We start from the raw sequence: 25799 nt of genomic DNA, 5'->3' as shown, positions 1-25799 counted from the left end.
TGTGCTCTACCTCTACTTCGTCCTGCTCATCGGCGGGATCTGCCTGTTCGTCGCGGGCGTCGTCGAACAGCGCAGGCACTACGCCGCCCTGCACACCATCCCCTCGCGCGTGCTGGTCAACGGCATCCGCGGCAAGTCGTCCATCACCCGGCTGTGCGCCGGCGCCCTGCGCGGCGGTGACCTGGTCACCGTGGCCAAGACGACCGGTACCGCGGCGCGCTTCATCCACCCCGACGCCACGGAGGAGCCGGTCTACCGCAAGTTCGGCATCGCCAACGTCGTCGAGCAGATCGGCATCGTCCGCCGGGCCGCCACCTATCGCCCCGACGCGCTCGTCATCGAGTGCATGGCCGTCATGCCCGCGCTCCAGGAGGTCAACCAGAGCAAGCTGATCCGGTCCACGATCGGCGTGCTGTGCAACGTCCGTGAGGACCACCTCGCCGAGATGGGACCGACCCTGGACGACGTCGCGCGCTCGCTGTGCCGCTCGATGCCGGAGAACGGCATCTGCGTCACGGCCGAGAAGGAGCGCTTCCACATCCTCCAGGAGGAGGCGGACGCCCGGAACTGCCGGCTGATCTACGCCGACCCGGAGACGGTCACCGACGAGGAGCTGCGCGGCTTCAGCTGGTTCACCTTCAAGGAGAACGTGGCGATCGCCCTGGTCGTGGCCGACCTGCTCGGCGTCGAGCGCAAGGTCGCGCTCCAGGGCATGTACGACGCCCCGCCGGACCCGGGTGTGCTCTCGGTCGAACGCTATGTCGCGCCCGACGGCAAGCGGCTCGCCTTCGCCAACGTCTTCGCGGCCAACGACCCGGAGTCGACGCTGATGAACATCAACCAGCTGCTCGACCTCGGAGCGATCCGCCGCCCGCTGAACGTCGTCATCAACTGCCGTCCCGACCGGGTGGAGCGCAACGGGCAGATGGGCGAGATCATCCCCGACCTCCAGCCGGACAACGTCTTCGTCATCGGCCACCCGGCCAAGAGCGCCATCGACGCCATCCCCGCCGACTGGCGCGACCGCGCGGTCGACCTCGGCGGCGAGCGGCGCTCGGCCGAGGAGTTCATGCCGACCCTGCTCGGCCGCATGTCCGACGGCTCCTCCCTGGTCGCCATCGGCAACATCCACGGGCAGGGCGAGGAACTACTGGAGCACCTGGCCGAACTCCCGGCCGACGAGAGCGCGGTGGAGGAGGCCCCGGACGCGGTCGCCAGCGCCCCGCAGCAGGCCCAGCGCCTGGACCCGTTCGCCTCGTACCCCACCGCGTACGAGGAGCGGTACCAGGCGTCGCAGACCCAGGAGATCCCGGTGATCCGCATCCCCGCACAGCCGACGGCGTCGTACGGCGGCACCGCGCACACGTATGCCGGCACGGCGGGGCAGCACGGCCACTCGGCCTCGTCCGCCCACGACGGCGCGTCATGGCAGTACGGCGACGGCCGCGCCGCAGGCGGCGGCGCGTACGGCACCGCGCAGGACCACGGCCCGGCGGCCTCGTCGTACCCACCGGCACAGCACCACGGTCAGGTCGCGCCCCCCGCCCAGGAGCACACCAACGGCCCCGGCGCGCACGCCGCCGCCGACGGCGGCCGGGCGCAGGACGCGCAGGGCTCCGGCTGGTTCAGCGCCCCGGCCCGGCCGGGGGGAGCGCACCCGCACCCCGACGCACACCGCCGCCGGCCGCGCCCGCACCCGGACGACGGCGAGGGACACCAGCCGCGCGCCTGACCCCGCGGAGAGGTGGCCCCGTACGCCGCCCACCCGCCCACGACCACCGCACCCCTTCGTCCGGAGACCCCGTTGACCACCGCCGCCCTGACCCCCGAGATGGCCGCCCTGGGCATCGCCATAGGCCTGTTCTTCTCGCTGCTGTGCTATCTCACGACCAACCTGTCGCCCGGCGGCATGATCACGCCCGGCTGGCTGGCGCTCACCCTCATCGAAGACCTCCAGCGCGCGGCCATGGTCGTGGGCGTCACCGCGCTGACCTACGGCGGCACCAAGATCATGCAGCGGCTGGTGATCCTCTACGGCAAGCGGCTGTTCGCCGCGGTGGTGCTGCTGGGTGTGCTGCTGCAGGCCACGGTGATGATCGTGCTCTCGCTCGAGTTCCCGCTGATGTACGGCAACCAGACGCTCGGCTTCATCGTGCCGGGCCTGATCGCCTACCAGATGGTGCGCCAGCCCAAGGGGGCCACGCTGCTGGCCACCGGCACCGTGTCCCTCATGGCCTACATCGTCGTCGCCGCCGGCCTGCTGCTCGGCGTCATGCCGACCGTCTGAGAACCGAGGAGCAAACGATGGCAGGGAAGAAGAAGTCGAGGCCCGTCGTCACCGGCGCGGTGCTGCTGGCGCTCGTCGGCACTTCCGGCTACCTCACGCTGGAGCTGCGCAAGCAGGACGACCAGGGCGTCACCGAGGTGCGCAACGTCGGTGTCCTGGAGGGCGGCCGCAGCACCGGCACCAAGGAGACCGGCAAGGCGACCTGGTCCCGACTGGAGAACCCGGCGCGGTCCGTGCTGCGCGGGTCCGACGGCCAGATCAAGGCCGTGTTCACGGACGGCGCGCGCACCGCGACGCTGACCGGCCCGGCCCGCACCTTCCAGGAACCGGCCTCCACCGCGTCCAAGGTCAGCACGACGGACTGGGTGCGGCTGATGCCGGAGCCCTGGGCCAAGGGCGCCCAGGAGAAGAAGTGGTTCAAGGACTGGTACGCCGAGTACGAGGACAGCAAGGAGGACGACATCTTCGCGTTCGCCTTCCAGTACGTGGCGGGCGCACAGGAGAAGAAGGACGAGAGGGGCACCGTCTACGCCGGTGACGCCAACTTCGGCCCGCTCAACACCAGCGGGGCCGAGGGCGGCGACCTGAGACTGGAGCAGTCCGACTTCTACGACTACCTCCAGGTGCCCTACCCCTTCCGCGACGGCGTCGTCGGACAGCCGGAGTCCATGCGGGCCAAGTCCATCGACTGCTCCGGCTTCATCCGCATGGTGCTGGGCTACCGGGCCCGCTACCCCCTGATGTCCTCCGACACCTCCGGCAACGGCCTGCCCCGCACCGCCAACGGCATGGCCCGTTCCAAGCAGGGCGTCGACATCCTGCCGCTCACCGGCGTCTCCGCCAAGGACCGGCCCGCCGCCATCGACCAGCTCCAGCCGGGCGACCTCGCCTTCTTCAAGCTGGACACCCGCACCGGCCAGCGACTGGACCACGTCGGCATGGTACTCGGCCACGACACCGAAGGTCACCTGATCTTCGTGTCGAGCCGCGAGGAGGTCAACGGGCCGACCATCGGCGACGTCGGCGGCGTGTCCCGGCTCGACGGCAACGGCTACTACGCCAAGACCCTGCGCAGCGCCAAGCGGCTCTGAACCGGTCCGGGGTCCCCGCCCCGGACCGGCCCGCATGCGCTCGTGCGCTCCCGGTGCTGCAATGGGCATGTCGCGCGGCCGGGCGGGTCTCACCTGAGCAGCCCGGGCATGTTCCGATGCTTGGACGTCTCAGAGGACGGCTGAATGCCCGAACGTACGGGAGGCATCTCCCTCGGAGGTTCCCGGCCGCGACCGCGCGAGCAGCGGCTCATGTCGCCCCGCAGGCTGACGCCCCCGGTCCGCAGAAACCTGTCGCAACTGCTCTGTGCCGTGCTCGGCGCGGGTCTGGGGCTGCTCGCCCCGCTGGTCACCGCCGGGCCCCGGGCGGACGTGGGCCGTGTGGTCAGCGTGCTGTTCACCCTGGGTTTCGGGGTCATCAGCCTGGTCAGCATCATCTACTCGGTGCTGTTCCTGGTCGTGCAGTTCTCCGCGAGCACGTTCACGCCCCGGCTCAGCCTGTTCCGCCACGAACCGGTGGTGTGGCGGACCTTCGCCTTCACGATCGGCGTGTTCGTCTTCTGCATCACCGCGGGCCTGGCCGTCGGATCACAGCGGAGGGTCTCCGCTTTCGTCCCGGGCGCGGCCATGATCCTCACGCTGGTGGCTCTCGCCCTGATGCGCACCCTCCAGATGAGAGCCTTCGACTCCATCCAGCTGGGGCATTCCCTCTCGGCGATCGCCGTCCGGGCGCACCGGCTGTACGAGACCCTCTATGCCCGTCCGTTCACGAGGGCCGCCGGCGCGGCACCGCCGCCCCTCATGGCCGGCTCGGGGACGCCGGTCCGCTGGGCGGGGCCGCCCGCCGTGCTGCAGACGATCGACATGCCGGCACTCGTGGCATCGGCTCGCAGGCACGACTTCTCGGTGGCGTTCCAGGTCGCCCCGGGCGCGACCCTGTCGGAGGGGACGGTGATCGCGGAGGTCACCGGGGGCGGCGCGGGGGAGAGCGCAGTGCGCGGAGCCCTCCTGACCGGAGTCGAGCGGATCTTCACCCAGGATCCCGGACTGCCGTTCAGACTGCTCGTCGACATCGCCCTCCGCGCCCTGTCGCCGGCGATCAACGACCCGGCGACGGCGGTCGAGGCCCTGGACCGGATCGAGGGCCTGCTGGTCCGTCTCGCGGGCAGCGACCTCGACGTGGGGCGGTTCGACGACTCCACCGGGCGGACCCGGGTGGATGTCCCGGTCCCCGGCTGGGACGACTACGTCCGGCTCGCCGTCGACGACGTCGTCCTCGCCGCCACCGGAGCCCCGATGGTCCTGCGCAGAACCCGCGACCTCCTGCGCAGGCTGCTGGAGCTGACGCCCGACGACAGGCGCGAGCCCGTGGACGACCGGCTGCGATGGGTGGACCGGACCGGCAGAACGACGTACTCGTTCATCTGGACCTGAGGCCCGCCGTCCGGAGCGTCCCGGCATCGCGCAGGCCGGCCCGCCCGTCTGCGGCATGACCTCGGTGGCGTGCCGCGCGCCCGATGGGGATGCTGGGAGGGGGCCCACCCGATCGAGAGGCACCTCATGACCCGGACCACCAAGGACACGGAACACCAGGCCCACTCGTCCAGCTCCGGAGCCCGTCGCCTCATTCCCTTCGCCGTGATCACCGCGATCGCCCTGGTCTTCATCTTCGAGAACCGCTCGCACGTGCAGATCCGTCTGCTGATCCCGCTGGTGACCATGCCCCTGTGGGGTGCCCTCCTCATCGCCTGGGCGCTCGGCGTCCTCGCCTGCTTCGTCACCGTCCGCCGACGGTCGAACCGCCCCTCCCGGCGGGCGCGGTAGTGGCTCGCCGCGCACGCCAGGGGAAGAACGGGCACGGCGCGCTTTCAACCGCGCCGTGCGGGCTACTCGTCCGCCATGACTGACACACGGCCACTCGCCCTGATCACCGGGGCGTCCAGCGGGATCGGCCGCGAACTGGCCCGGCAGTTCGCGGCTCACGGCTATGACCTGGTGGTGAACGCCGAGGACGAACGACTGGAACCCGCCGCGAAGACCCTCCGCGAGTCGGGCGCGGAGGTACGGGCGGTGCGCGCCGACCTCCGGACGCCCGAAGGGCGGTACGCGCTGCTGGACGCACTCGACGGGCTGACCGTCGACGTCGCCGTCCTCAACGCGGGTGTGGGCCGCGGCGGCGCCTTCGTCGACACCGACCTCGCCGACGATCAGGAAGTCATCGATCTCAACGTCACCGCGACCGTGCGACTGGCCAAGCCGCTGCTGCGGGCCATGGTGACGCGCGACGCGGGCCGCATCGCGTTCACCTCGTCCGTCGCCTCGACGATGCCCGGCGCCTTCCAGCCCGTCTACAACGCCTCCAAGTCGTTCGTGCAGTCCTTCGCCCAGGCGCTGGCGGAGGAGGTGAAGGACACGGGCGTCACGATCACCTCGTTCATGCCCGGGCCGACCGACACCGACTTCTTCGACCGGGCGGGCATGGCGGACGACACCGAGATCGGCACCATGAAGAAGGACGACCCCGCCCAGGTCGCCGAGCAGGCCTTCGAGGCGATCGTGCGGGGTGACAAGAAGGTCGTGACCGGGTCCCTGAAGACCAAGGTGCAGGGGCTGGCCGGGAAGGTGCTGCCCGACGGGGTCAAGGCCGCGGCGCACCGGCGGATGGCCGAGCCGGAGAGCGGGACCGAGGAGGGCACAGGGCCCCGGGGCTGACCCCGCCCGCCCCCACCGGTCGGCCACGGGCCGGACCGCCCGCCGTGCTACCGTCGGCTGTTTGCCGCGTCGCCGTCCACCGCTCCGATCGGTGTCCCGGCCGGTGATCACATCCCCTGCCGCGCCTTCCCGGGTACGGTCCCTCCCCGAGGAAGGCTCTCCTTGAGCGATTCAGCACGCAGTGCGGTCCGGTCCCACGACGACGATTCCGCCGGGCCCGGCGCGGCTGCCGAGGTGACGTCCTTCGCCCGCTTCGGCCTCCCCGCCCCGATCCTGCGCACGCTCGACGAGCAGGGCGTGACCGTGCCCTACCCCATCCAGGCCGCCGCGCTGCCGGACGCGCTCGCGGGCCGGGACGTCCTGGGCAGGGGACGCACGGGATCCGGCAAGACGCTCGCCTTCGGTCTGGCCCTGCTGACCCGCACGGCCGGGCGGCGCGCACAGCCCAAGGAGCCGCTGGCGCTCGTGCTGGTCCCCACCAGGGAACTGGCGCAACAGGTCGCCGAGGCGCTCACGCCCCACGCCGAGGCGCTGCGGTTGCGGCTCGCCACCGTGGTCGGGGGAGTCTCCATCGGGCGCCAGGCCGCCGCGCTGCGGGAGGGTGCCGAGATCGTCGTCGCCACGCCGGGCCGGCTGCACGACCTCGTCGAACGCAAGGGCTGCCGGCTGGGACGCGTGCGCATCGTGGTCCTGGACGAGGCCGACCAGATGTGTGACCTGGGGTTCCTGCCGCAGGTGGACGAGATCCTGGACCAGGTGGTCTCCGCGGGGCAGACCATGCTGTTCTCCGCCACGCTGGACCGGGACGTCGACGACCTGGTGCGCCGCCGCCTGCGCGACCCCGCCGTGCACGCGGTGGACCCTTCGTCCGGTTCCGTGCCGGCCGTCGAGCACCACCTCTTCGTCGTGCACGGGCCCGACAGGTACGCCGTGGCCACGGAGATCGCCGCCCGGGACGGCCGTGTCCTGCTGTTCCTGGACACCAAGCACGGCGTCGACCTGCTCACGCGCCACTTGCGGGCCAGTGGCGTGGCCGCGGCCGCCCTGCACAGCGGGAAGTCCCAGCCGCAGCGCACCCGGACCCTGGCGCAGTTCAAGGAAGGCCAGGTCACCGCGCTGGTGGCGACGAACGTCGCCGCCCGGGGCCTGCACGTCGACGACCTCGATCTCGTCGTCAACGTCGACCCGGCCACCGACCCGAAGGACTACCTGCACCGCGCCGGCCGCACGGCGCGAGCGGGCCGCTCCGGCACCGTCGTGACCCTCGTCCTGCCGGGACAGCGCCGGGAGACGAGCCAGGTCATCACGGACGCGGACGTCACCCCTGTGGTCACGAAGGTACGGTCCGGCGAGGCGGAGCTGAGCCGGATCACCGGCGCCAGGACCCCCTCCGGCCTGCCCCTCGACGGTGGACCGGCCGCACCGCGCCCCAAGAACCACAACCTTCCGTTCCGGGGCCTGGGCAGCGCCAAGGACCCGAACGGCGGCTCCGGCGGCAGACCGTCCCGCAAGAGCAGCGAGGCCCGCAAGCTCGCGGAGGCCCGCAAGGCCGCCCGGGTGCGCCGCGGCGGCTGACTCAGCGGATCAGGAACTGCAGCTCCGGCCGGTCCCAGGGCACCGCGGGCGGGTTCGCCGGGACGGTTCCGGTGAGCCGCGCCCCGCTGCTGAGGTAGAAGCCCTCCGCCGGAGGATGCGACACGACCCGTACGCGGTCCAGCCCCGCCGCACGCGCCCGTGACTTCATGTGCGCGACGAGCAGCCGCCCGATGCCCCGGCCCTGCGCCCCGTTGTCGACGAAGAGCAGGTCCAGCTCGGGCGGCAGCAGGAGCAGCGAGTAGAACCCCAGCACCCGGCCGGCCGGGTCGTCGGCGTCGACGGCCACGAACACCTGATGGGTCTCGATGTAGTCGGCTCCCACGCGGTAGCCCGCGACCATCGCCGCGTAGTGGCCCTCGTAGGCGTGCGAGCCCCGCACGAGCCGGGTGAGCCGCTTGGCGTCGCGGGCGACGGCCCGGCGTACGACGGGCGTGCCATGCCGGGGAGCGCGGGCCGGATTCATGAAGGGCATCCTACGAGTTCCCGCAATGCCCTTCCGGGGGTGTCAGGGAAGGGTCCACTTCTGGTTGGGGCCGGTGTGGCAGGTCCACAGGTGGACGGGTGTGCCGTCGTTCCAGGTGCCGCCGGACGCGTCGAGGCATTTGCCGGAGGAGGGGTTGCGCAGGGTGCCGTCGGTGTGGGGGGTCCATTGCTGTGCGCCGGTGCCGTTGCAGGTCCAGAGCTGGATCTTGGTGCCGTCGGCTGTGGCCGCTCCGGAGATGTCCAGGCATCTGCCGAGGGCGCGCAGGGTGCCGTCGCCGGGCAGGGTCCATCGCTGGGCGGTGCTTGCGTTGCAGGTCCACAGCTGCACCTTGGTGCCGTCGGCGCTCTGGGCGTTGTCGACGTCCAGGCACTTGCCGCCCACACCCCGCACCTCACCCGTGCGCGGCCCGGGCTGGGTTCCGCCGCCCTGCTTGAGGCGGACGTTGCGGAAGGACACCGAGTCCCCGTCCCCGTGGTTCTGCAGGCCGATGTGCCCCTGCCGGAGACTGCGCGCCGGTTCGGTGTTGGTGAAGTCGTTGATCTTGCGGCCGTTGAGGAAGATCTCCAGCCGCTCCCCGGTGACCCGCAGCTCGTAGGTGTTCCACTCGCCCGGGGGGTTCAGTGCCGCGTCGCGAGCCGGCAGGTCCGCGGACTTGAAACCGTAGACCGCTCCGGTGGTGCGTGCCGCCTCGTCGGTGGCGTCGATCTGGATCTCGTAGCCGTTGTCCACCGCCGACCACGGGTCGTCCGACGCGGGGAAGCCGATGAGGACGCCGGAGTTGTCGTCGCCGTCGGCGCGCCAGTCGAGCTTCAGGGAGTAGTCCCCACTGATCTCTTCGGTGTGCCACAGCATGCCGAGCCCGCCGTGCGAGGTGAGGGTGCCGTCGGCGAGCGTGAAGCCACCGGGGCCGGCCTGCTTCCAGCCCGCGGTGCCCGAACCGTCGAACAGGGAGGTGTAGCCGGTCTCGGGACGGCAGTCGGCCTCGGTCATCCCGGCGGCCCAGCGGACGCCGCCGAGCAGATGGCGGCGGAACGCCGGCTCGGCGTACGACTCGTCGGTGTGGCCGCCGCCGGTGTAGAAGGCGCGGCCTCCCTGGTAGTCCTTGCACCAGGCGATCGGGTGGTCGCCCTGCATGGTGCCGCCGGAGTAGCTCGACTCGTCGAGCGAGGCGAGCACGTGGGCCGAAGTCCGCGGATTGGTGCGGTAGTTGTACCACTCGTCGGTGCGTTGCCAGGTGCCGCCGAGGTGGGCGGTGGCGTCGTGGGCCCGGTCCTCGACCTCGACGGTGGCGGACTGGACGGCGGGGTGGGAGTGGAAGAGCGCGCCGGCCAGCCCCGCGTAGAAGGGCCAGTCGTACTCGGTGTCGGCCGCGGCGTGGATGCCGACGTACCCGCCACCGCCCTTGACGTAGCTCTCGAACGCGCTCTGCTGGGTGCCGTTGAGCACGTCGCCCGTGGTCGACAGGAAGGCGACCGCCTTGTACTGGGCGAGGTTGCCGGTGGTGAAGGCCCCGGCGTCCTCGGTGGCGTCGACGGTGAAGTTGTTGGCCGCACCGAGGTCCCGCAGCGCCGCGACGCCCTCGTCGATGGAGGAGTGCCGGAAGCCCGCGGTTTTGGAGAACACCAGGATCCTGTAGGCGGGGTCGGCGGCCGCCGTGCCGGCCGCCGGGTGGGTGGCCGACACGGGCTTCGCGGTGGCGCGGGGATCGTCGGCGGGCCCGGGCAGGGCGACGGACGGGGACGTCAGGCACAGGGCGGCGCCGGTGAGGAGACCGAGCAGCGGTGTGAGGGGGGAGCGCATGGGGATCGCCTCCTTTCTACGGAAGGGTCCACTTCTGGTTGGGGCCGGTGTGGCAGGTCCACAGGTGGACGGGTGTGCCGTCGTTCCAGGTGCCGCCGGACGCGTCGAGGCATTTGCCGGAGGAGGGGTTGCGCAGGGTGCCGTCGGTGTGGGGGGTCCATTGCTGTGCGCCGGTGCCGTTGCAGGTCCAGAGCTGGATCTTGGTGCCGTCGGCTGTGGCCGCTCCGGAGATGTCCAGGCATCTGCCGAGGGCGCGCAGGGTGCCGTCGCCGGGCAGGGTCCATCGCTGGGCGGTGCTTGCGTTGCAGGTCCACAGCTGCACCTTGGTGCCGTCGGCGCTCTGGGCGTTGTCGACGTCCAGGCACTTGCCGCCCACACCCCGCACCTCGCCCGTGCGGTCGGAGCCGGCGGTGGTGAAGGCGAACTCGTCCACGTCGAACAGCGAACCGGCGCCGCCCTTGAAGACGAGGTGGAGCGTGGTGGTCCCGGCGGGCTGGTTGCCCAGTGCGGCGGTCACGTCCTGGAACGTCTCCCACCCGCCGGTCACCGGCACGCTCGCCGTGCCGAGCAGGGTGCCTGTCGGGGACCCCGCGCGGACCTCGATGGTGCCGCCGGAGCCTGCCGAGGAGACACGGGCGGTGAACCGCGTGGCGCCGGTGAGGGCGTAGGGCTTGAAGGAGATCCAGTCGCCGTTGTCGATGTGGCCGACCGTCCTGCCGCCGTGCGCGGGGGTGTGACTGACCACCTGCACGCCCGAGGAGTCGCCGTAGTGTTCGGCCTGCCGGTGGCTGGGCTGGGTGACGTGCTGGTCGTGGGTGGTCAGCGCGGGCTGGCCGTTCGCGCCCTTGTCCGTGTACTCGGCGTCGACGACGCCGAAGATGTTGGCGTTGGGGTCGTGTTCCCCGTCCGCGAGGGTGCGCAGGGTGCCCGAGCATCCGGTCGCCGAGGTCTGGGGGTGGCCGTGGCTGTCGTGACCGACGATGAACGTCACCTCGACCTTGGTGCAGTCGATCGTGCCGTCCTCGGGATCGGTGACCGTCACCTTGAACGGGATGGCGTCGCCGAAGTCGTGGATGCTTCCGTCGGCGGGGAGGTCGAGCCGTACCGTCGGGGCGGTGTTGCCCACGGTGATCTGCACCGACGCGGTCGCGGACTTGCCGGTCGTGTCCGTCACCTTCAGGGTGGCCGTGTACCGGCCGTTCGCGGTGTACGTGTGTGAGGGGTTGGCCGCCGTGGAGGTGGCGCCGTCGCCGAAGGTCCACGCGTGGCTCAGGGCGTCACCGTCGGCGTCGGAGCTCCCGGCGGAGGAGAACGAGACCGTCAGCGGGGCCTTGCCGGAGGTGACGTCGGACGTGGCCTGGGCCACCGGGGCGTGGCCGTCCGTGACGTGCTCGATGCGGTAGAGCGCGGAGTTCGCGTCGCCGTTGAAGTAGCCGGTGCCGTAGTCGAGGACGTACAGGGCGCCGTCCGGTCCGAAGGCCATGTCCATCACCTGGGTGCCGGTCCAGGGGAAGCCGCTGATGGACTGCACGCTGCCCTCGGCGCCGGTCTCGATGCGCTTGATCCAGCGGCGGCCGAACTCACCGGCGAAGAAGTCGCCGTCGTACTCCTGGGGGAACTTGACCTGGGAGGTGGAGGCGGCGTCGTAGCGGTAGACGGGGCCGCCCATGGGCGATTCGGAGCCGGTGCCGAACTCCGGTACGGAGCCGCCGTCGTAGGGGATCCAGGCGGGCTGCGCGGGCGGCAGGTCGGTGAGCCCGGTGTTGCGCGGCGAGGTGTTCTTCGGCGCGGCGCAGTCGAACCTGGCGCCCGCGGTGCCGTTCGCGAAGTCGTGGTCGACGTAGGCGTCGTTCCTGCCGGTGCAGTACGGCCAGCCGTAGTTGCCCGCCTTGGTGATGCGGTTGAACTCGACCTGGCCGGCCGGGCCGCGGGAGGCGCTGGCGGTGCCCGAATCGGGTCCGTAGTCACCGAGGTGGACGACTCCGGTGGCCTTGTCGACGCTCATCCGGAAGGGGTTGCGAAAGCCCATCGCGTAGATCTCGGGCCGGGTTCTGGCCGTGCCCGCGGGGAAGAGGTTGCCCGGCGGCACGGTGTAGGACCCGTCGGCGGCGACCTTGATGCGCAGTACCTTGCCGCGCAGGTCGTTGGTGTTGCCCGCCGAACGCTGGGCGTCGTAGGCGGGGTTGCGCGAGGCGCGCTCGTCGATGGGGGTGAAGCCGTCCGAGGCGAAGGGGTTGGTGTCGTCGCCGGTGGAAAGGTAGAGGTTGCCCTGTGCGTCGAAGTCGATGTCCCCGCCGACATGGCAGCAGATGCCCCGGGACGCGGGAACGTCGAGGATCCTCTTCTCTCTCGCCAGGTCGAGCGTGCCGGTGCTGCCGAGGACGAACCGCGACAGCCGGTTGACGCCGTCGAAGGGTGCGAAGTCCGCCGCCGACCCGTCGGAGGGGGCGTCGCCGCCCGGGGTGCTCAGCTTCGGTGCGTAGTAGAGGTAGACGAACCGGTTGGACGCGAAACCCGGGTCGACCGCGACGCCTTGCAGGCCCTCCTCGTCATGGCTGTACACCTCCAGCTTGCCGGCCACCTTCGTGGTGCCGGCCGCGTCCGTGAGCCGGACGGTGCCGTCCCTGGAGGTGTGCAGGACCGAGCGGTCCGGCAGCACGGCGAGCGTCATCGGCTCGCCCATCTCGGCCACACCCTTGGCGAGCGTGACCTGTTGGAACTCCGCGGCCGCGGCCGCAGCGCGGGGTGCCGCCTCGTGTTGTCCGGGGGAGGCGACCGCCGCCCCGGGGACGAGGCAGCTGACGGCACACGCCAAGGCCGTCACGAGCGAACGGACGAGTCCGGGTCTGACCACTTTTGAGCGCACAGACGTCTCCCGTGGGGTGGGGTGACGGCAGGCCGAGGTCGGGACTGCCGTGGGAGCACAGGCGCGCGCCGTCGCGCCGTCGAGCCATTGCATGCGCATGACCGGTCGCAAGGGAAGTTAGCGGCCCGGCATCGAAGGCGTAACCCCTTTCGCGTCCACTCTCGACACTTTTTCCATGATCAGGACAAAGTGGATCGAGCGGGCATGCCCGAGGGCGCTGCGGCCGTCTTCCGTGAGCCGGGTCAGCGGCAGCGGTGCCCGGGATGTGACGGAAGATCGATGTGCGGGCCGCCCCTCCACGCCGGCGGCCTCTGAGTTACCCGCAGAAACTCTTTCCTCGCGGCCGCTCTTCCTCCACTATGAGCCGTCATACCCGCCGGTAGGTACGCTCTCCGCGCGGTTCGCAAGGGTGCCGGGAGGCTGCGCGATGGCTGGGGCCGACGACGGAATGGGTGGCGGTGCCGAACCCGGTTACGGGACGCTCGCGGGTGTGCCCGACGCGCGGCTGACCGAGCTGCTGCGCGCCGACACGGCGACGGCGTATCCGGCGCTGCGCGAACTGCGCGCCCGCCATCATCACCACGTGCTCGCCTACGCCCGGCTGTGCACCCCCAACGAGTCCACGGCCCGGCAACTGGCGGCCCAGGCCTTCACACTCGCGGCCCGTCAGGTCGCTCGCGGCATCGAACCCGGGCTGCCGTGGCGCCACCAACTCCTCCTCCTGGTCACCAGGACGGCCGGGGCCTGGGCGGAGGACGCGCGGGCGGCCGGTCTCGACGCGGGCCTGCTGCTCGTCCTGAACACGGTCGGCCCCTCGGGCCCGCTGCCCCCGATGCTCGCCGCCTTCCAGTCACTGCCGGCCCGCGACCAGGGCCTGATCTGGTACGGAATCGTGGAGCGGGAACAGCCCGGCGACACCGCCGTGTTGCTCGGCCTGACCCGTGAGGACGTCACCCACGGCACGGACCGCGCACTGCGCCGGCTGGCCCGAGTCTGCCTGCGTGCGCGTCTCGCCGCCTCCGACGACCCGGACTGCCCGGACTTCGGCCGCCTCATCGAGGAGTCCGTACGCCCGGACAGCCCTCGCGACAGCGCGGACCTGCAGGCGCACATGACGCGCTGTCCGCACTGCACGACGGCCTGCGAAGAGCTGTCCGCCCTGCGTGACGCACCGCGCGCCGCCCTGGCGGAAGGGCTGCTGCCCTGGGGCGGCGCGGCGTACACGAGCGGCGGACGGGCGGTGCCGGACGCCGTCACGGGAGGAAACCAGGCCGGGGGAGCGGGCGTCGGTGAGGGGCAGCACAGAAGGGCCGTGGCTCCGGATCGTCGGCGGACAGCGCTGGTCTCCGCGACGATCGGGGTGGCCACCTTGTCCGTGGTGGCGTTCCTGATGGTGCAGGACGGATCGCCGGCACAGGATCCGGTGAGTTCGGCGCGGGCCCGGGCGGATGTGCCCCCGGTTGCGGTGACGGTGACGGCCACCGTGTCGGCGTCGCCGTCCACGTCGTCGCCTTCCCCGTCTCCTTCCCCTTCGCGTTCGCCCTCTCCGTCCGTTCCCCGAAGGCCGACGTCCCCGGCGCCCGGCAAGTCGCCGACGAAGAGTGCGAGTCCGCGGCCGAAGGCCCCTTCCACGCATCCACCCTCGGGCACCTTCGCCCAGGTCGTGAATGTGGCGTCGGGGTTGTGCCTGGACGTCGGCGGTGGCTTCTCCAACGGCACGGACGTGGTCACGGCTCCCTGCTCCGGCGCACGCACGCAGCGCTGGCGCGTCGACGCGGCCCGCGGGGTGCTGCAGTCGGCCGCCGACCCCGGCTACTGCCTGGACAGCCGTGGAGACACCCATCGCGGCGTCGGCATCTGGACCTGCGACTCGGTGGAGGGCCCCAACGGCCGCAACCTCGTGTTCGTCGTGGACGGCAACGGCCTGATCCGCCCTGCCATCGCCTTCGACACGGCCGTCACCTCCAACGGCGGGCCTGGGGACCGGTTGTCGTTGCACAGGGCGGGCTGGGACACCGGACAGCGGTGGCGCGCGGGCTCTTCCTGACCGCGGTCCCCGTACAGCGTCCTTCACTTGTTGCCTCGCACAACAGATGAATCCCGACTCATCAAAAGGCCCTTGTTTCTAGGGGTTTTGAATCGGCCGGGTTCCCGTCCCGCCGTGCGGTCTGCACCAATTCCAGGTCCGCCGAAGCTTTCGCCCGGCAATCGCTTGCTGTGAATTCGGCGGTGTCTACCCGGATTTCGTGCGGTCACATCGGCGCCGGACACATGGGCACACATCCTCGACACGACGCCCGCATGCGGGGCGGGTGTGTGAGGAACAGGTGTGCGCGGTGGGTGGCTGATTCACGCCCCGCTGACCTGCTGTTACGGCACTGATCCGTCGGAAGGCCTTGATCTGCGCACATCAATCAGTCAGGTTCGAGGCGGACCCGGCGCAGGTTCGGTCCGAACTCCCACACCCCCCACACCACCTGACGAGGAGAACCCTCACATGGCATCTCGCGCATTCACACGCAGAATGCAGCTCCTCACCGCCACGGCCGTCGTCACCACCCTGACGACCCTCGGCACGGCACACGCCCAGTCGGCGCCCGAGCCCACTCCTGCCGAGGGCACCGTGTACGGCCTCGGCGCCAAGGGTGCCGTACCCGGCAGCTTCATCGTCACGCTGGACGAAAAGGCGGACAAGTCCGCGCTCGCCGAGGAATACGGCGGCACACTGCGGCGCACGTACACGACCGCCATCAACGGCTTCTCCGCCGGCGGCCTCTCCTCGGCCGAGGCCGGGCGTCTCGCCGCCGACCCCGCGGTCGCCAAGGTCGTCCAGGTCAAGAAGTTCAGCATCGACGCCACCCAGGACAACCCGCCCTCCTGGGGCCTCGACCGCCTGGACCAGGCGGACACGGCCGGCGACAGCAAGTACACCTACCCCGACGGCGCGGGTGAGGGCGTGACCGCGTACGTCATCGACACCGGCGTGCGGATCACGCACAAGGACCTCGCGGGGCGTGCCACTTCGGGCTTCGACGCCGTCGACAACGACAACGACAACGACGCCGATGACGGCAACGGGCACGGCACCCACGTCGCCGGCACCATCGCCGGCACGGCCCACGGCGTCGCCAAGAAGGCCAAGATCGTCGCCGTCCGGGTGCTCGACGACAACGGCTCGGGGACGACCGAGCAGGTCATCGCCGGTATCGACTGGGTCGCCAAGAATCACCAGGGCCCGTCCGTGGCGAACATGAGCCTGGGCGGTGGCGCCGACCCGGCCCTCGACGAAGCGGTCAAGAAGGCCATCGCGGCCGGTGTCACGTTCGGCGTCGCCGCCGGCAACGAGTCCGCCGACGCCGGGCAGGGCTCCCCGGCCCGGGTCGCGGAAGCCATCACGGTGGCCTCCTCCACCAAGGACGACAAGCAGTCCGACTTCTCCAACTTCGGCTCGGCGGTGGACGTCTACGCCCCCGGCTCGGACATCACCTCCGCGTGGAACGACAGCGACGAGGGCACCAAGACCATCTCGGGTACGTCCATGGCCACACCGCACGTGGTCGGCGCCGCGGCCGTCTACCTGGCCGGCCACCAGGACGCCACGCCGGACCAGGTCGCCAAGGCGCTCACCGACGGCGCGGTCCCCGACAAGATCTCCAACCCCTCGCAGGGCACCCCGAACAAGCTGCTCAAGATCGTCCAGTAGTCGCAGGCGACCGACGCCCGCCGCGCTGCCTCCACCGGGGCGCGGCGGGCACCGCTGTGACCGGAGCGAACCTCCACCGCACGCCGCCGCCGAAACGCAGTGCGGCCGGGGCGGCGGGTGTGCGAACCGTCCCCTTCCGGACGCCGGCCGAGAAGACACCCATGACCCGCGACGACGCTCTCCAGCAACTCGACCACATCGCCAGGGAGAGGGAATTCGGCCTGCAGGTCGGGTCGGACCGCCTCATCCGGGCGGGTCCAAATGCGCTGGCCGCCCTGGCGAAGTGATGCCCCCGGGCCGGGACAGGTCCGGGGTCCCGGTCGGTCAGGGTCGGTCGGGTGGGGAGGGGTGTGTGGTCGACCGGTAGGCGTCCACGTCGGCCTGGCCGCCCGCGCCGAGGACTCCGGTCTGTCCGGCGAGCCGGCTCGGTGGCTGCCGGCGCAGTTCCTGGCGGGCCAGGAGGGAGACAAGGGCCGGGAAGGCCGGCCGCAAGGGCTGGCACCAGCGCAGCCACGGGGGTGCGTAGACGTGGCGGGCGCGCCGTGTGATGCCGGAGGTCAGCCAGCGGGAGACCTCGGCGGTGCTGTGCACCTTGCGCGCGAAGCGGGGCTGGTTGCGGCGCAACGCCTGCAGCACCGGGTGATCGTCGATGCCGTTGATCATGTCGGTGCCGGTCCAGTGCAGGTAGGCGATGCCGACACCGACCCCGTCCGGCTCCACCTCGCCGCGCAGCGCCAGGGCGAACGACTCGACCCCGGCTTTGGAGGCGCAGTAGGCGCTCATCAACGGGGACGAGCCGAAGGCGGCGGTGGAGGCGATCTGCAGGAAGTAGCCGCGCGTCTCCATGAGTTGGGGGAGGAAGGCACGCGCGGTGTTCGCCGACCCGGTGAGATTGACGTCGATGACCCGCTGCCACAGGTCGGCCGGTGTGTGCAGGAAGGGCCCGCCCGTGGCGATGCCCGCGTTGGCCACCACGACGCTCGCCGGCCCCAGCCGGTCGCTGATCTCGCGAGCGGCGTGGTCGAGGGCGTCCCGGTCGGTGACGTCGGTCTCGACGCACAGGCTCCGGCCGGGCAGCTCGTCGGCCGCCCGGCGGAGGGTGGCCTCCTCGCGCCCTATCAGCGCGACCTGCATCCCCGCGTCCGACAGACGCCGCGCGAGGGCCGCGCCGACACCCCTTGCGGCTCCGGTCACGACGGCGACCCGTCCTGCCAGGGGCGGGCCGGCCCGCCCTTCGAACCGTCCCGATCCGGGGACCTCACTCATACGTCCTCGTTCCCGTCACCGCGCCGCCCCGCCGACGGCGCCCTCGAACCCCTTCCGTCATACCCGCCGATGCGGATGCGTTCGCGATCTCTAGCCCGTTCGCCGGAGGGGGGTCACCTGGTGGTCGGCAGCGGCAGTGCGTCGGTGTAGGCGTTGGCCGGGCGGGGGACCCTCCGGACGGCGTGGGCGTCCAGCGCGACCGGGGCGGACTTCGTGCCCAGGGTTCCGCCGGGGTGCCAGGTCCCCGTGACGTTCACCCACGTGTCCGCGGGCAGGTCCGGTGCCCCGTGGATCCGCACCTTCACGGTCTGGGCGTCCGCGGCACAGCAGTTGAGGACGAGCCGGGTCAGGTACCAGTCGCCACCTCCGCCGGCGGGGGTGACGAACCCGGTCATCCGGACGGTGCGCCCCTTGATGCCCTGATCGCGGTCCTGCTGCACGCGGCTGGTGAACTCCGTGAGGGTCAGGGGAACCGGCGAGACCGCGGGCAGCGGTTCGAAGTCGTCCCGTTCCTGCACCGCCCGCGGGGATTCCCGGGCGGCGGTGTACGCGCCGAGGGCCGGAGGGGCGTGGAGGAGCAGGCTCAGTGCCGGGAGGAGCAGCAGCCAGGCGACACGGGGCATGCCGGAGTGGTCGTGACCGTCTGCCTCCGTATGTTCCTCGTCCGCCCCGGCGTCCCTGCCCCGCCTCGCGTACGACACCGCTTCCGCCGCTCCCAGCAGGACGAGCAGGCAACCGGATGCGATCAGGAACGGCCGCATCCCCTCCTTGACGTATCTGAGGTAGAGGTCGGTGAGGAGCGAGGCGTGCAGCAGGCCGAGGCCGCTCAGGACGAGCAGCAGCACCTGGAAGAGCCGTTTCACAGCAGTACCGCTCCGATCAGAACGCTGCTCACCATCGCCACCACCGTGGTGACGGCGCAGAAGCGGACCGCGAAAGCCCGCCCGAACGTCCCCGCCTGCAGGGCGAAGAGCTTCAGGTCGACCATGGGCCCGACCACCATGAACGCCAAGCGGGCGACGGGGGAGAAGCCGGTGAGTGAGGCCGCGACGAACGCGTCGGCTTCGGAGCACACCGACAGCACGACCGCGAGCCCGGCCAGGAAGAGCACGGACAGCCAGGGGGAGCCGGAGAACGCCTCGAGTACCGAGCGCGGGACCGTCACGTTGAAGGTGGCCGCCGCCATCGCACCCAGCACCAGGAAGCCGCCGGCGTGCAGGAAGTCATGCTGGAAGCCGCGGCGGAACTCCGTCCAGCGGCTGTGCCCCGGCCGGTGCCCGGTGTGCCGCACACGGGGCCGCAGCCACGAGTCCCGGCCGAACCGGAGCCACAGCCAGCCCATCGCGGCGGCGGTCGCGAGCGAGGCGAGCAGCCGGGCCAGCACCATGGCGGGGTCGCCGGGGAAGGCGATCGCCGTGGCGGTCAGCACCACCGGATTGACGGCCGGGGCCGAGAGCAGGAACGCGAACGCGGCGGCCGGGGTGACACCCCGCCCGATCAGACTGTTCGCGACCGGCACCGAGGCGCACTCGCACCCGGGCAGCACGACCCCGGCACTCGCGGCGACCGGTACGGCGAGCGCGGGCCGCTTCGGCAGCAGACGGCTGAACACCCGCGCCGGCACGAAGGCGTTGATGGCGCCCGACAGGGCCGTCCCCAGCAGCAGGAAGGGCATCGCCTGCACGGTGACGGCGAGGGCCACCGTCCGCCAGGCCTGCACGGCCGGTGCGTCCAGCCGGCCACGGCCCACGAGGAGCACCACGTTGAGCAGGACGACCGCTCCCAGCAGCGTGAGCAAGCCCGACCAGAGCTGCTCCTCCAAGGCCTTGACCTCAGCGGTCACGGCGCCCGCTTCGGTCTCCTCGGTACGTTCCTCTGCTCTGTGCACGCCAGCCCTGTACGTCGGATGTCGAATGCGGGCTCGAATATAGCGGCCCGCCGCTCGGGAACGCGGACGGGTCCCGCACCACGACGTGATGCGGGACCCGAAGGGCAGACGGGCTGGCGGTACGGCTCAGACGCCCGCGACCGACTGGATCCAGGAGCGGTACGCCGTCACGTTGGTGTAGGCCGTGGTCGTCTGGCGGTCACTGGTGGAGGCCACCCCGACCTGGACCCCGTTGGCCATCATCGGACCGCCCGAGTCGCCGCCGGCGGTGATGCCGTCGCCCCGGCGGGCGCAGATGGCGGAGCCGCCGTAGGCGTCCGAGCAGCCCCCGGTGACCGTGACGTTGGCGACCTTGAGGTAGCGCGACTGGCAGGTGGCCTCGGAGCCGCACTGGGACGTGGCGCCCCAGCCGTACACCTGCACGCTCTGGCCCACCCGCACGGTGCCGGGCTGACCCAGTCGCGCGTAGGTCGCCGACACGGAACGGTCGAGGCGGACGAGCGCCAGGTCCGCACTGTGGGTGTAGGTCTGGACGCCGTTGGCGAGGGTGCCGCCGCTGTGCTGGTCCAGGCTGCCGATGCGGAACGACAGCCCGCCTCCGGTGACACAGTGCTTGGCCGTGAGGATCCACGTCGGGGCGATGATCGTCGCCGAACAGGTCTCCCTGCCGTTCGAGAACAGCCGCGCGGCCCAGGGGCCGCTGCTGGCGTAGGAGCCACCGATGATGGGCTGCGGAGCCTTGGTGACAGGAGGCACCGGAGCCTGTGCCGCGGCGGCGTTCGGGGAGAGGAGTGCGAGGACGCTGACCGCTGCGGCGGCGAAGGCGGGCATGAGCCTTGATATGCGCAAGGTTCCTCGATTCAGTGGACACGCCGGGTGCGCGTGTGGGTGTGGGGGTCGTCGGCCCCACTCGGGGGGCCGTCATGACGAACTCGCCCTCGTGAGGCACCGGTTCGTCATGGACGTGGCCCAGAATCACGGAGGATCGTTGAACGGCGGTAGCAGCACTTGGTGATAACGCGGTGTTATGACCGCCCCTGCCTGCGGACCAGGGCCGGACGCCGGGTCCGTCGGACGTCCGGCACGTCGCATCTCTGCGTAGTTCCGTGGTCCGTAGGCGTTACATAGAACCGGCCGACCGGTATATTTCGCGATGCTCGTGCGACTGAGCGGGATCGACGTTCACCCCTGGGCCGGGGCCCCCGGGTGGTCGCTTCGCGTGTTCGGGTTCCGTCGACGACAGGGGGAGATCTGGAAATGGCGGACTGCATACAGGCGCAGGTGGTGATCGCCGGCGGCGGGCCGGTGGGGATGGTGCTGGCGTGCGAACTGGCGGGCTACGGGGTGTCCACCGTGGTCGTGGAGGCCGGCACCGCGGTGTCCGGGCGGCCCAGGGCGACGACCTTGCACGCCCGGACGGTCCAGTGCCTCGTCCGGCGCGGGTATCTGGAGGGGCTCTCGCACTCCGCCGACGGGGCGGAGCGGGCGAGCAGCGCGTTCCACTTCGCGGGCATGGCGGGGCTGGGGATCTCGGCCCCGGCGGCCGAGCCGGAACCCGTGCTGAAGCGGACGCAGCAGGAACTGGAGCACCACTTCGAGGAACGTGCGCGGGCCGCCGGGGCCCTCGTCCTGCGTGGGCACAAGGTGACCGGGCTGCGGCAGGGCCCGGACGGGGTGCGCGTGACGGCCGACGGCCCCGACGGCACGGTGACGTGCACGGCGGAGTACCTGGTGGGAGCGGACGGGGCGCGCAGCGTCGTGCGCGAGCAGGCCGGGTTCGCCTGCAGGACGTATCCGGCGACGGTGTCCGCGCTGGCGGGTGACGTCCTGCTGGAGGAGCCCGGACAACTGGAGGAGGGGTGGCGGCGCACCCGGCGCGGCTGGATCGTCGCCAAGCACCTCCCGGGCGGCGGTACCCGGCTGCGGACCCTCGACTGTGCCGGTGCCCACGACGAGCGGCACCGGCCGCCGACCCTGCAGGAGTTGCGCAGTGAGGTGTCCCGGATCGTCGCGCGGGACGTGCCGATGCGGGCGCCGAAGTGGCTGAGCAGGTTCAGCGACTTCGCGCGGCTGTCCCGCTCCTACCGCAAGGGCAGGATCCTGCTGGCGGGTGACGCGGCGCACGTGCATTTCCCGATCGGCGGGCAGGGGCTGAGCACGGGCCTGCTGGACGCGATCGACCTGGGCTGGAAGCTGGCGCTGACGGTGCGCGGCACGGCCGGCGAGGGGCTGCTGGACAGCTACGACCGGGAGCGGCGGCCCGCCGCCCAGCGGGTCATCGACCACACGCGCGCGCAGCTGGCCCTGATGCGTCCCGCTGCCGAACTCGACCCGCTGCGGGCCCTGTTCGGCGAACTCCTGGGCGGCCAGGGAGCGGGCGGCGCACTGGCGTCGATGGTCAGTGCCCAGGACACGGTGCTGCCCGCGCGGGCCCGGGACGCCTCACCCTGGGAGGGAAGGTTTCTGCACAACGTGGGCCTGACCACCCGGCAGGGGCGGACGGATGTGATCGACCTGCTGATCGCGGGCCGGCCGCTGCTGCTGCTCCTGGGCGCGGCCGGTGACACGTACGCCGGGCAGGCGCGCGGATGGGCCGGGATGCTGCGTGTGGTGCACGCGGAGCCGGCTCCGGGACTGCCCTGTGAGGCGCTGCTGGTGCGGCCCGACGGCTACATCGCCTGGGCGGCGGGCGGCGGCGCCCTGCGGGCCGCCCTGACCGACTACTTCGGTCTGGCCGCGGGGACGGCAGGACGCGGGACGGGGACCGGTGCGCTCGCCCCGGCCTTCGGCTGAAGGCCGCCGCCCGGTGCCCGGCGGGACGGTCTCGGCGCCGGGTCGTCGGGGCCGGAGGCGGGCGGTGCTGCGCCGCACCACCTCCGGGCTGCGGCTGCCGTTCCGGGCGGGCGAGCCGTGCGCTGCGGGCCGGGGGCAGAGGGGCCGCCCCCGGCCGTCAGCCGACGGGTGCGGCCTCGTGCCGGGCGGCGCGGGCCAGCAGCTCCGCGTGCACCCGGGCGCCGCGGTCCTCGGTGATGTCCACGGAGGCCAGCACGGAGGGGATCACCGCGCTGGGCAGGACGTGCCGCAGCAGGGAGCTGACCCGGCCGGGCAGGTCCTGGTACTCGCACACCGCCTGGGACATGGCCTGTATGCCGGCGAAGGACCCCACCAGCACGTCGGCGGTCTCGCCCGGGTTGACGTGGTCGAGCAACTCGCCCTGCGCCTGGGCCTTCTCCAGCAGTTCGTTGCCGACCTCGCTCCAGCGCACGAAGGGGCCGCTGCGGTCCAGCCCCTGCGCCTGCTGGTCGAGGGTGAGACGGACCCCGGCGCGCACCATGGGGTCGGTCTGCAGACGGTGCGCGTGCAGCACCACTGTGTCCACGAGCTGCTGGACCTTGAAGGGGCGGTCGGGGATGGGCAGGGTCTGGTCCTGCTCGGTCAGCACTCCTTCGGCCAGGTGCTCCTTGGAGGGGAAGTGGAAGTACAGCGCCCCCTTCGTGACCCCCGCCATGGTGATGATCTCGCTGATCGTCGCCGCCTGGTACCCGCGTTCCTCGAAGACCTTCGCCGCCGCCGACAGGATCGTCTGCCGCGTCCGGATCGCCCGGTCCTGCTTCGCCACTTCGGCCTCCTCCATTCGATGAGCCCGGAGACCCCTGAGAAAAAACCGTCCAGTATGTATATTACAGCTGAACCGGCTTCGCGCAGCCCCCTGGACGACACCGGGTGGAAAGACTCCGCAAAGCCGTCCACCTATGCGACGAGGACGTACGCGACGAGGGGGAACTCGCGATGATCCTGGTGACGGGGGCCACCGGCACGGTGGGGCGGGAGCTGCTGCGCCGCCTGCCGGCCGAGGTACGGGTGCGGGCCATGGCGAGGGACCCCGGGCGCGTCGCCGCCGTGGACCCGCGGATCGAGACGGTCGCCGGGGACTACTCGGACACCCGCTCGCTGGAGCGGGCGCTGGCCGGGGTCCGGACGGCCTTCCTGGTCACCGCCGCCGTCGAGGGGCGGCACGACGAGCGCTTCCTCCGGGCGGCGCGCGGGGCCGGCGTGCAGCGGGTGGTGAAGCTGTCGGCCGCGGCCGTGCTCGACGACCGCGCCCAGGACCTGATCACTCGCTGGCAGCGGGCCAGTGAGGAGGCGCTGCGCGGCTGCGGTCTGGAGTGGACGCTGCTGCGGCCCCGGGCGTTCATGTCCAACTGCCTGTCCTGGGCTGCGTCGGTGCGCGGCGAGGGTGTCGTGCGCGCGCTGAACGGGACATCCGTCAGCCCGTGTGTGGACCCCCGGGACGTCGCAGGGGCCGCGGTGCGCGTCCTCACCGAGAAGGGGCACGAGGGACGCGCCTACACGCTGACCGGCCCCGAGGCCATCGCGCCGGTGGAGCAGGCGCGCCAGCTCGGCCGGCTGCTCGGCGTGCCGCTCAGGTTCGAGGAACTCAGCCTGCAGCAGGCCCGGGCCGGGCTGGGGCTGCGCTATCCGCAGCCGGTCGTCGAGGCGTTGCTGGCCAGCGCGGAACGCCAGCGCGCGGGCGCCAAGGCCCGGGTGGACGGAGCGCTCGCCGCGCTGCTCGGACGCCCGGCGACGACGTTTCGCGCATGGGCCCGGGACCACCTGGAGGCCTTCGCCCCGACTCCCGGGTGAGGGAGGGTGAAGGAGGGCGAAGGCCTGGGGGGACGCGGCGGCCGGGCTCGCCGGCTCCGTCCCCGGGGCGACCGGGGCGGGCTGCGCGGCCGGGTCGCCTCAGTCGGTGGCCGGCAGGCGGACCGTGCAGCGGAACACCTGCTCACCGCCCTGATGGGCGGTCACCAGCACGGACTCCCCGTCCTGCGCGGTGCGCAGGTGCTGCGCCTCGACGGTGCAGGGAGCGTCCAGTTCGACGTAGCGGGTGAACTCGCTGATGACGTCCAGGGGAAGGGCGGTGCGGCCCAGGGTCGCGGTGGCCGCCTGGCGGGCCGCCTCCATCAGCACCATGCCGGGCACGTGGTCGACCATGTGGTCGAACAGCACGGGGTGGCGGGTGTCCACGCGGAGCTGCCAGCGGTTGGCCTCCCCGATCGGGGAGAGCACGACGTCCGTGGGTGAGGTGCGCCCCACGACCTGCGGGGCCTCCGGTGCGGTGAGCTGGATGACCTGCGGCATGCCGTCCGCGCCCAGGCGGCCGGCGCGCAGCCGCTGGTAGACCCGGGGCGTTATGCAGGTGAGCGAACCGCCGCCGGTGGCGGCGAGCCGGCCGTCGCGGCGGATCTGCACCGCGATGCGGAAGCCCAGCAGGTTGCCGCCGCGCCGCTTCACGTCCGAGCAGGTCGCCTGGAGTTCCAGCGTGGCGGGGGTCCGCTCGACGCGCAGGTGCTCGGGCTCGACGTGGACGCTCAGGTCGCTCACCAGGAAATGGTGGCCGAGCGGGACGCCGAACTCGGCGTGTGCCAGAAGAATACCGGCCTGGCGGATGGTTTCGGCGGCGATCAGCGGGTCGTGGCAGCCGTCCACCTTCATGAAGAAGCTGTGTCCGCGCGGCCACTGGGCGGCGAGGGTGAAGTGCTCGTCGTCGACGCGCGCCCAGTCGGTGAGCATGACCTCGCAGACGCTGGCGCGGTGCACCAGTTCCTTCGGCACGGTGGTGGTCAGGGACGGGAAGCGCGGGACGAAGACGCACACCGGCGTCGTGCCGTCGCCCTCGCCGGATCGGGTGCCGGGTGCCGGGTGTGCGACGTGGAACGTGCTCGCGGACATGTGTTCTCCCCGTGGGCCGCATGGATGTGACGTTGCTGTGGAGGGCCGCTCAGGTCTGCGAAGATACATACCACCCGGTTTAGTTTCTAGCGGTACGAACCATTCCGGCTACGGAGCCTGGTGAACGGCTTGTTCTCGATGCGCTTCCTTCCTTGGGTCGTGCGGAGCTCGCAACTCCGTGAACAGGGGTGTCACAGAACCGCGTTGAGGAGGAGGAGTCACGGCCGACGCGCCCGCCGCATGTTTTCGGCCAGTCGGTCCGATGCGGGCGGAAGGGGAGGGCGCCTCTCGAGCGTGTTCGGAGCTGTTCTTGAGCGGCCTGGTTCAGCCTGTCCTTCAGCCCTTGGGATGGGTCCGTCGAGGGAGTGGGTCGAGGTGCCGCTTCGCGTGGGTCGCGAATGGGCGGGAGAGGTGC

Annotated in this window: 21 protein-coding genes; 12 read left to right on the top strand and 9 right to left on the bottom strand. The window is 71.7% G+C overall.

Annotated features, from left to right (window positions below):
* Window position 1 precedes the first annotated feature (1 nt).
* The 7 genes from pgsB (at window position 2) to ACZ4M5_RS17000 (ending at window position 7623) form a co-directional block, all read left to right on the top strand.
* Window positions 2-1732, top strand: coding sequence for a poly-gamma-glutamate synthase PgsB (gene pgsB / locus ACZ4M5_RS17030; RefSeq protein WP_467737500.1), 1731 nt, complete (start codon window positions 2-4; stop codon window positions 1730-1732).
* Between the two features lie 72 nt (window positions 1733-1804).
* Window positions 1805-2287 (top strand): poly-gamma-glutamate biosynthesis protein PgsC/CapC, encoded by a 483-nt coding sequence (locus ACZ4M5_RS17025; RefSeq protein ID WP_369193132.1) that lies wholly within the window; start codon window positions 1805-1807, stop codon window positions 2285-2287.
* Between the two features lie 17 nt (window positions 2288-2304).
* A complete protein-coding gene (locus ACZ4M5_RS17020) occupies window positions 2305-3378 on the top strand; it encodes an NlpC/P60 family protein (RefSeq protein ID WP_467737497.1) in 1074 nt (357 codons plus the stop codon).
* A 144-nt stretch (window positions 3379-3522) separates the two neighbouring features.
* Window positions 3523-4770 carry a DUF2254 family protein gene (locus ACZ4M5_RS17015; protein ID WP_467737495.1) on the top strand — a complete coding sequence of 416 codons (1248 nt, stop codon included), beginning with the start codon at window positions 3523-3525 and terminating at the stop codon, window positions 4768-4770.
* Window positions 4771-4896: 126 nt separating this feature from the next.
* Window positions 4897-5160: a hypothetical protein gene (locus ACZ4M5_RS17010; RefSeq protein ID WP_467737493.1), complete on the top strand. Its 264-nt coding sequence runs from the start codon at window positions 4897-4899 to the stop codon at window positions 5158-5160.
* A 75-nt stretch (window positions 5161-5235) separates the two neighbouring features.
* Complete coding sequence (locus ACZ4M5_RS17005; protein WP_467737491.1) at window positions 5236-6048, top strand: SDR family NAD(P)-dependent oxidoreductase; 813 nt, start codon at window positions 5236-5238, stop codon at window positions 6046-6048.
* Between the two features lie 162 nt (window positions 6049-6210).
* Window positions 6211-7623 carry a DEAD/DEAH box helicase gene (locus ACZ4M5_RS17000; RefSeq protein WP_467737489.1) on the top strand — a complete coding sequence of 471 codons (1413 nt, stop codon included), beginning with the start codon at window positions 6211-6213 and terminating at the stop codon, window positions 7621-7623.
* Window position 7624: 1 nt separating this feature from the next.
* Here ACZ4M5_RS17000 and ACZ4M5_RS16995 read toward each other — a convergent pair whose 3' ends face one another.
* From ACZ4M5_RS16995 to ACZ4M5_RS16985, 3 genes are read right to left on the bottom strand one after another with little or no spacing between them, the layout of a single operon-like run.
* Window positions 7625-8107 (bottom strand): GNAT family N-acetyltransferase, encoded by a 483-nt coding sequence (locus ACZ4M5_RS16995; protein ID WP_467737487.1) that lies wholly within the window; start codon window positions 8105-8107, stop codon window positions 7625-7627.
* A gap of 42 nt (window positions 8108-8149) precedes the next feature.
* Window positions 8150-9928: a ThuA domain-containing protein gene (locus ACZ4M5_RS16990; protein ID WP_467737485.1), complete on the bottom strand. Its 1779-nt coding sequence runs from the start codon at window positions 9926-9928 to the stop codon at window positions 8150-8152.
* A gap of 16 nt (window positions 9929-9944) precedes the next feature.
* Window positions 9945-12887, bottom strand: a complete 2943-nt coding sequence (locus tag ACZ4M5_RS16985; RefSeq protein WP_467737483.1) for a PQQ-dependent sugar dehydrogenase — start codon at window positions 12885-12887, stop codon at window positions 9945-9947.
* A 334-nt stretch (window positions 12888-13221) separates the two neighbouring features.
* Here ACZ4M5_RS16985 and ACZ4M5_RS16980 point away from each other — a divergent pair, with 334 nt between their 5' ends.
* From ACZ4M5_RS16980 to ACZ4M5_RS16970, 3 genes are all read left to right on the top strand, one after another.
* A complete protein-coding gene (locus ACZ4M5_RS16980) occupies window positions 13222-14841 on the top strand; it encodes a ricin-type beta-trefoil lectin domain protein (RefSeq protein WP_467737481.1) in 1620 nt (539 codons plus the stop codon).
* Window positions 14842-15291: 450 nt separating this feature from the next.
* A complete protein-coding gene (locus tag ACZ4M5_RS16975) occupies window positions 15292-16497 on the top strand; it encodes a S8 family peptidase (RefSeq protein ID WP_467737479.1) in 1206 nt (401 codons plus the stop codon).
* A 161-nt stretch (window positions 16498-16658) separates the two neighbouring features.
* Window positions 16659-16784 carry a hypothetical protein gene (locus tag ACZ4M5_RS16970; RefSeq protein WP_467737477.1) on the top strand — a complete coding sequence of 42 codons (126 nt, stop codon included), beginning with the start codon at window positions 16659-16661 and terminating at the stop codon, window positions 16782-16784.
* 37 nt (window positions 16785-16821) lie between these two features.
* Here ACZ4M5_RS16970 and ACZ4M5_RS16965 read toward each other — a convergent pair whose 3' ends face one another.
* From ACZ4M5_RS16965 to ACZ4M5_RS16950, 4 genes are all read right to left on the bottom strand, one after another.
* A complete protein-coding gene (locus ACZ4M5_RS16965) occupies window positions 16822-17763 on the bottom strand; it encodes an SDR family oxidoreductase (protein WP_467737475.1) in 942 nt (313 codons plus the stop codon).
* A 113-nt stretch (window positions 17764-17876) separates the two neighbouring features.
* The gene (locus tag ACZ4M5_RS16960; RefSeq protein WP_467737473.1) at window positions 17877-18626 is read right to left on the bottom strand and encodes a TIGR03943 family putative permease subunit; all 750 of its coding nucleotides are present in this window, start codon (window positions 18624-18626) and stop codon (window positions 17877-17879) included.
* On the bottom strand, window positions 18623-19552 hold the full coding sequence (locus tag ACZ4M5_RS16955) for a permease (protein WP_467738023.1): 930 nt from the start codon (window positions 19550-19552) through the stop codon (window positions 18623-18625). The genes ACZ4M5_RS16960 and ACZ4M5_RS16955 overlap by 4 nt, the downstream gene beginning before the upstream one ends.
* A 225-nt stretch (window positions 19553-19777) precedes the next feature.
* On the bottom strand, window positions 19778-20482 hold the full coding sequence (locus ACZ4M5_RS16950; RefSeq protein ID WP_467737471.1) for a S1 family peptidase: 705 nt from the start codon (window positions 20480-20482) through the stop codon (window positions 19778-19780).
* 426 nt (window positions 20483-20908) lie between these two features.
* Between ACZ4M5_RS16950 and ACZ4M5_RS16945 the strand changes: the two genes are divergently transcribed.
* Window positions 20909-22444, top strand: coding sequence for an FAD-dependent monooxygenase (locus ACZ4M5_RS16945; protein WP_467737469.1), 1536 nt, complete (start codon window positions 20909-20911; stop codon window positions 22442-22444).
* A 157-nt stretch (window positions 22445-22601) separates the two neighbouring features.
* Here ACZ4M5_RS16945 and ACZ4M5_RS16940 read toward each other — a convergent pair whose 3' ends face one another.
* Window positions 22602-23270: a ScbR family autoregulator-binding transcription factor gene (locus tag ACZ4M5_RS16940; protein ID WP_467737467.1), complete on the bottom strand. Its 669-nt coding sequence runs from the start codon at window positions 23268-23270 to the stop codon at window positions 22602-22604.
* A gap of 170 nt (window positions 23271-23440) precedes the next feature.
* Between ACZ4M5_RS16940 and ACZ4M5_RS16935 the strand changes: the two genes are divergently transcribed.
* The gene (locus ACZ4M5_RS16935; protein WP_467738021.1) at window positions 23441-24295 is read left to right on the top strand and encodes an NAD(P)H-binding protein; all 855 of its coding nucleotides are present in this window, start codon (window positions 23441-23443) and stop codon (window positions 24293-24295) included.
* 99 nt (window positions 24296-24394) lie between these two features.
* On the opposite strand, the gene ACZ4M5_RS16930 is transcribed toward ACZ4M5_RS16935, so the two are convergent.
* A complete protein-coding gene (locus ACZ4M5_RS16930) occupies window positions 24395-25384 on the bottom strand; it encodes a ScbA/BarX family gamma-butyrolactone biosynthesis protein (RefSeq protein ID WP_467737465.1) in 990 nt (329 codons plus the stop codon).
* Between the last annotated feature and the right edge of the window lie 415 nt (window positions 25385-25799).

The sequence above is a fragment of the Streptomyces sp. NPDC026246 genome (genome assembly GCF_055567995.1).
The sequence above is the reverse complement of the archived record's forward strand: the minus strand, read 5'-3'. Positions and strand labels throughout refer to the sequence as shown.

Coding starts and splice junctions, on each gene's coding strand:
- ACZ4M5_RS16965 (WP_467737475.1), bottom strand. CDS start 17,763: ATGAGTGAGGTCCCCGGATCGGGACGGTTCGAAGGGCGGGCCGGCCCG.
- ACZ4M5_RS16980 (WP_467737481.1), top strand. CDS start 13,222: ATGGCTGGGGCCGACGACGGAATGGGTGGCGGTGCCGAACCCGGTTAC.
- ACZ4M5_RS17015 (WP_467737495.1), top strand. CDS start 3,523: ATGCCCGAACGTACGGGAGGCATCTCCCTCGGAGGTTCCCGGCCGCGA.
- ACZ4M5_RS16990 (WP_467737485.1), bottom strand. CDS start 9,928: ATGCGCTCCCCCCTCACACCGCTGCTCGGTCTCCTCACCGGCGCCGCC.
- ACZ4M5_RS16950 (WP_467737471.1), bottom strand. CDS start 20,482: ATGCCCGCCTTCGCCGCCGCAGCGGTCAGCGTCCTCGCACTCCTCTCC.
- ACZ4M5_RS16985 (WP_467737483.1), bottom strand. CDS start 12,887: ATGCAATGGCTCGACGGCGCGACGGCGCGCGCCTGTGCTCCCACGGCA.
- ACZ4M5_RS17005 (WP_467737491.1), top strand. CDS start 5,236: ATGACTGACACACGGCCACTCGCCCTGATCACCGGGGCGTCCAGCGGG.
- ACZ4M5_RS16970 (WP_467737477.1), top strand. CDS start 16,659: ATGACCCGCGACGACGCTCTCCAGCAACTCGACCACATCGCCAGGGAG.
- ACZ4M5_RS16975 (WP_467737479.1), top strand. CDS start 15,292: ATGGCATCTCGCGCATTCACACGCAGAATGCAGCTCCTCACCGCCACG.
- ACZ4M5_RS16930 (WP_467737465.1), bottom strand. CDS start 25,384: ATGTCCGCGAGCACGTTCCACGTCGCACACCCGGCACCCGGCACCCGA.
- ACZ4M5_RS16945 (WP_467737469.1), top strand. CDS start 20,909: ATGGCGGACTGCATACAGGCGCAGGTGGTGATCGCCGGCGGCGGGCCG.
- ACZ4M5_RS17020 (WP_467737497.1), top strand. CDS start 2,305: ATGGCAGGGAAGAAGAAGTCGAGGCCCGTCGTCACCGGCGCGGTGCTG.
- ACZ4M5_RS16995 (WP_467737487.1), bottom strand. CDS start 8,107: ATGAATCCGGCCCGCGCTCCCCGGCATGGCACGCCCGTCGTACGCCGG.
- ACZ4M5_RS17010 (WP_467737493.1), top strand. CDS start 4,897: ATGACCCGGACCACCAAGGACACGGAACACCAGGCCCACTCGTCCAGC.
- ACZ4M5_RS16935 (WP_467738021.1), top strand. CDS start 23,441: ATGATCCTGGTGACGGGGGCCACCGGCACGGTGGGGCGGGAGCTGCTG.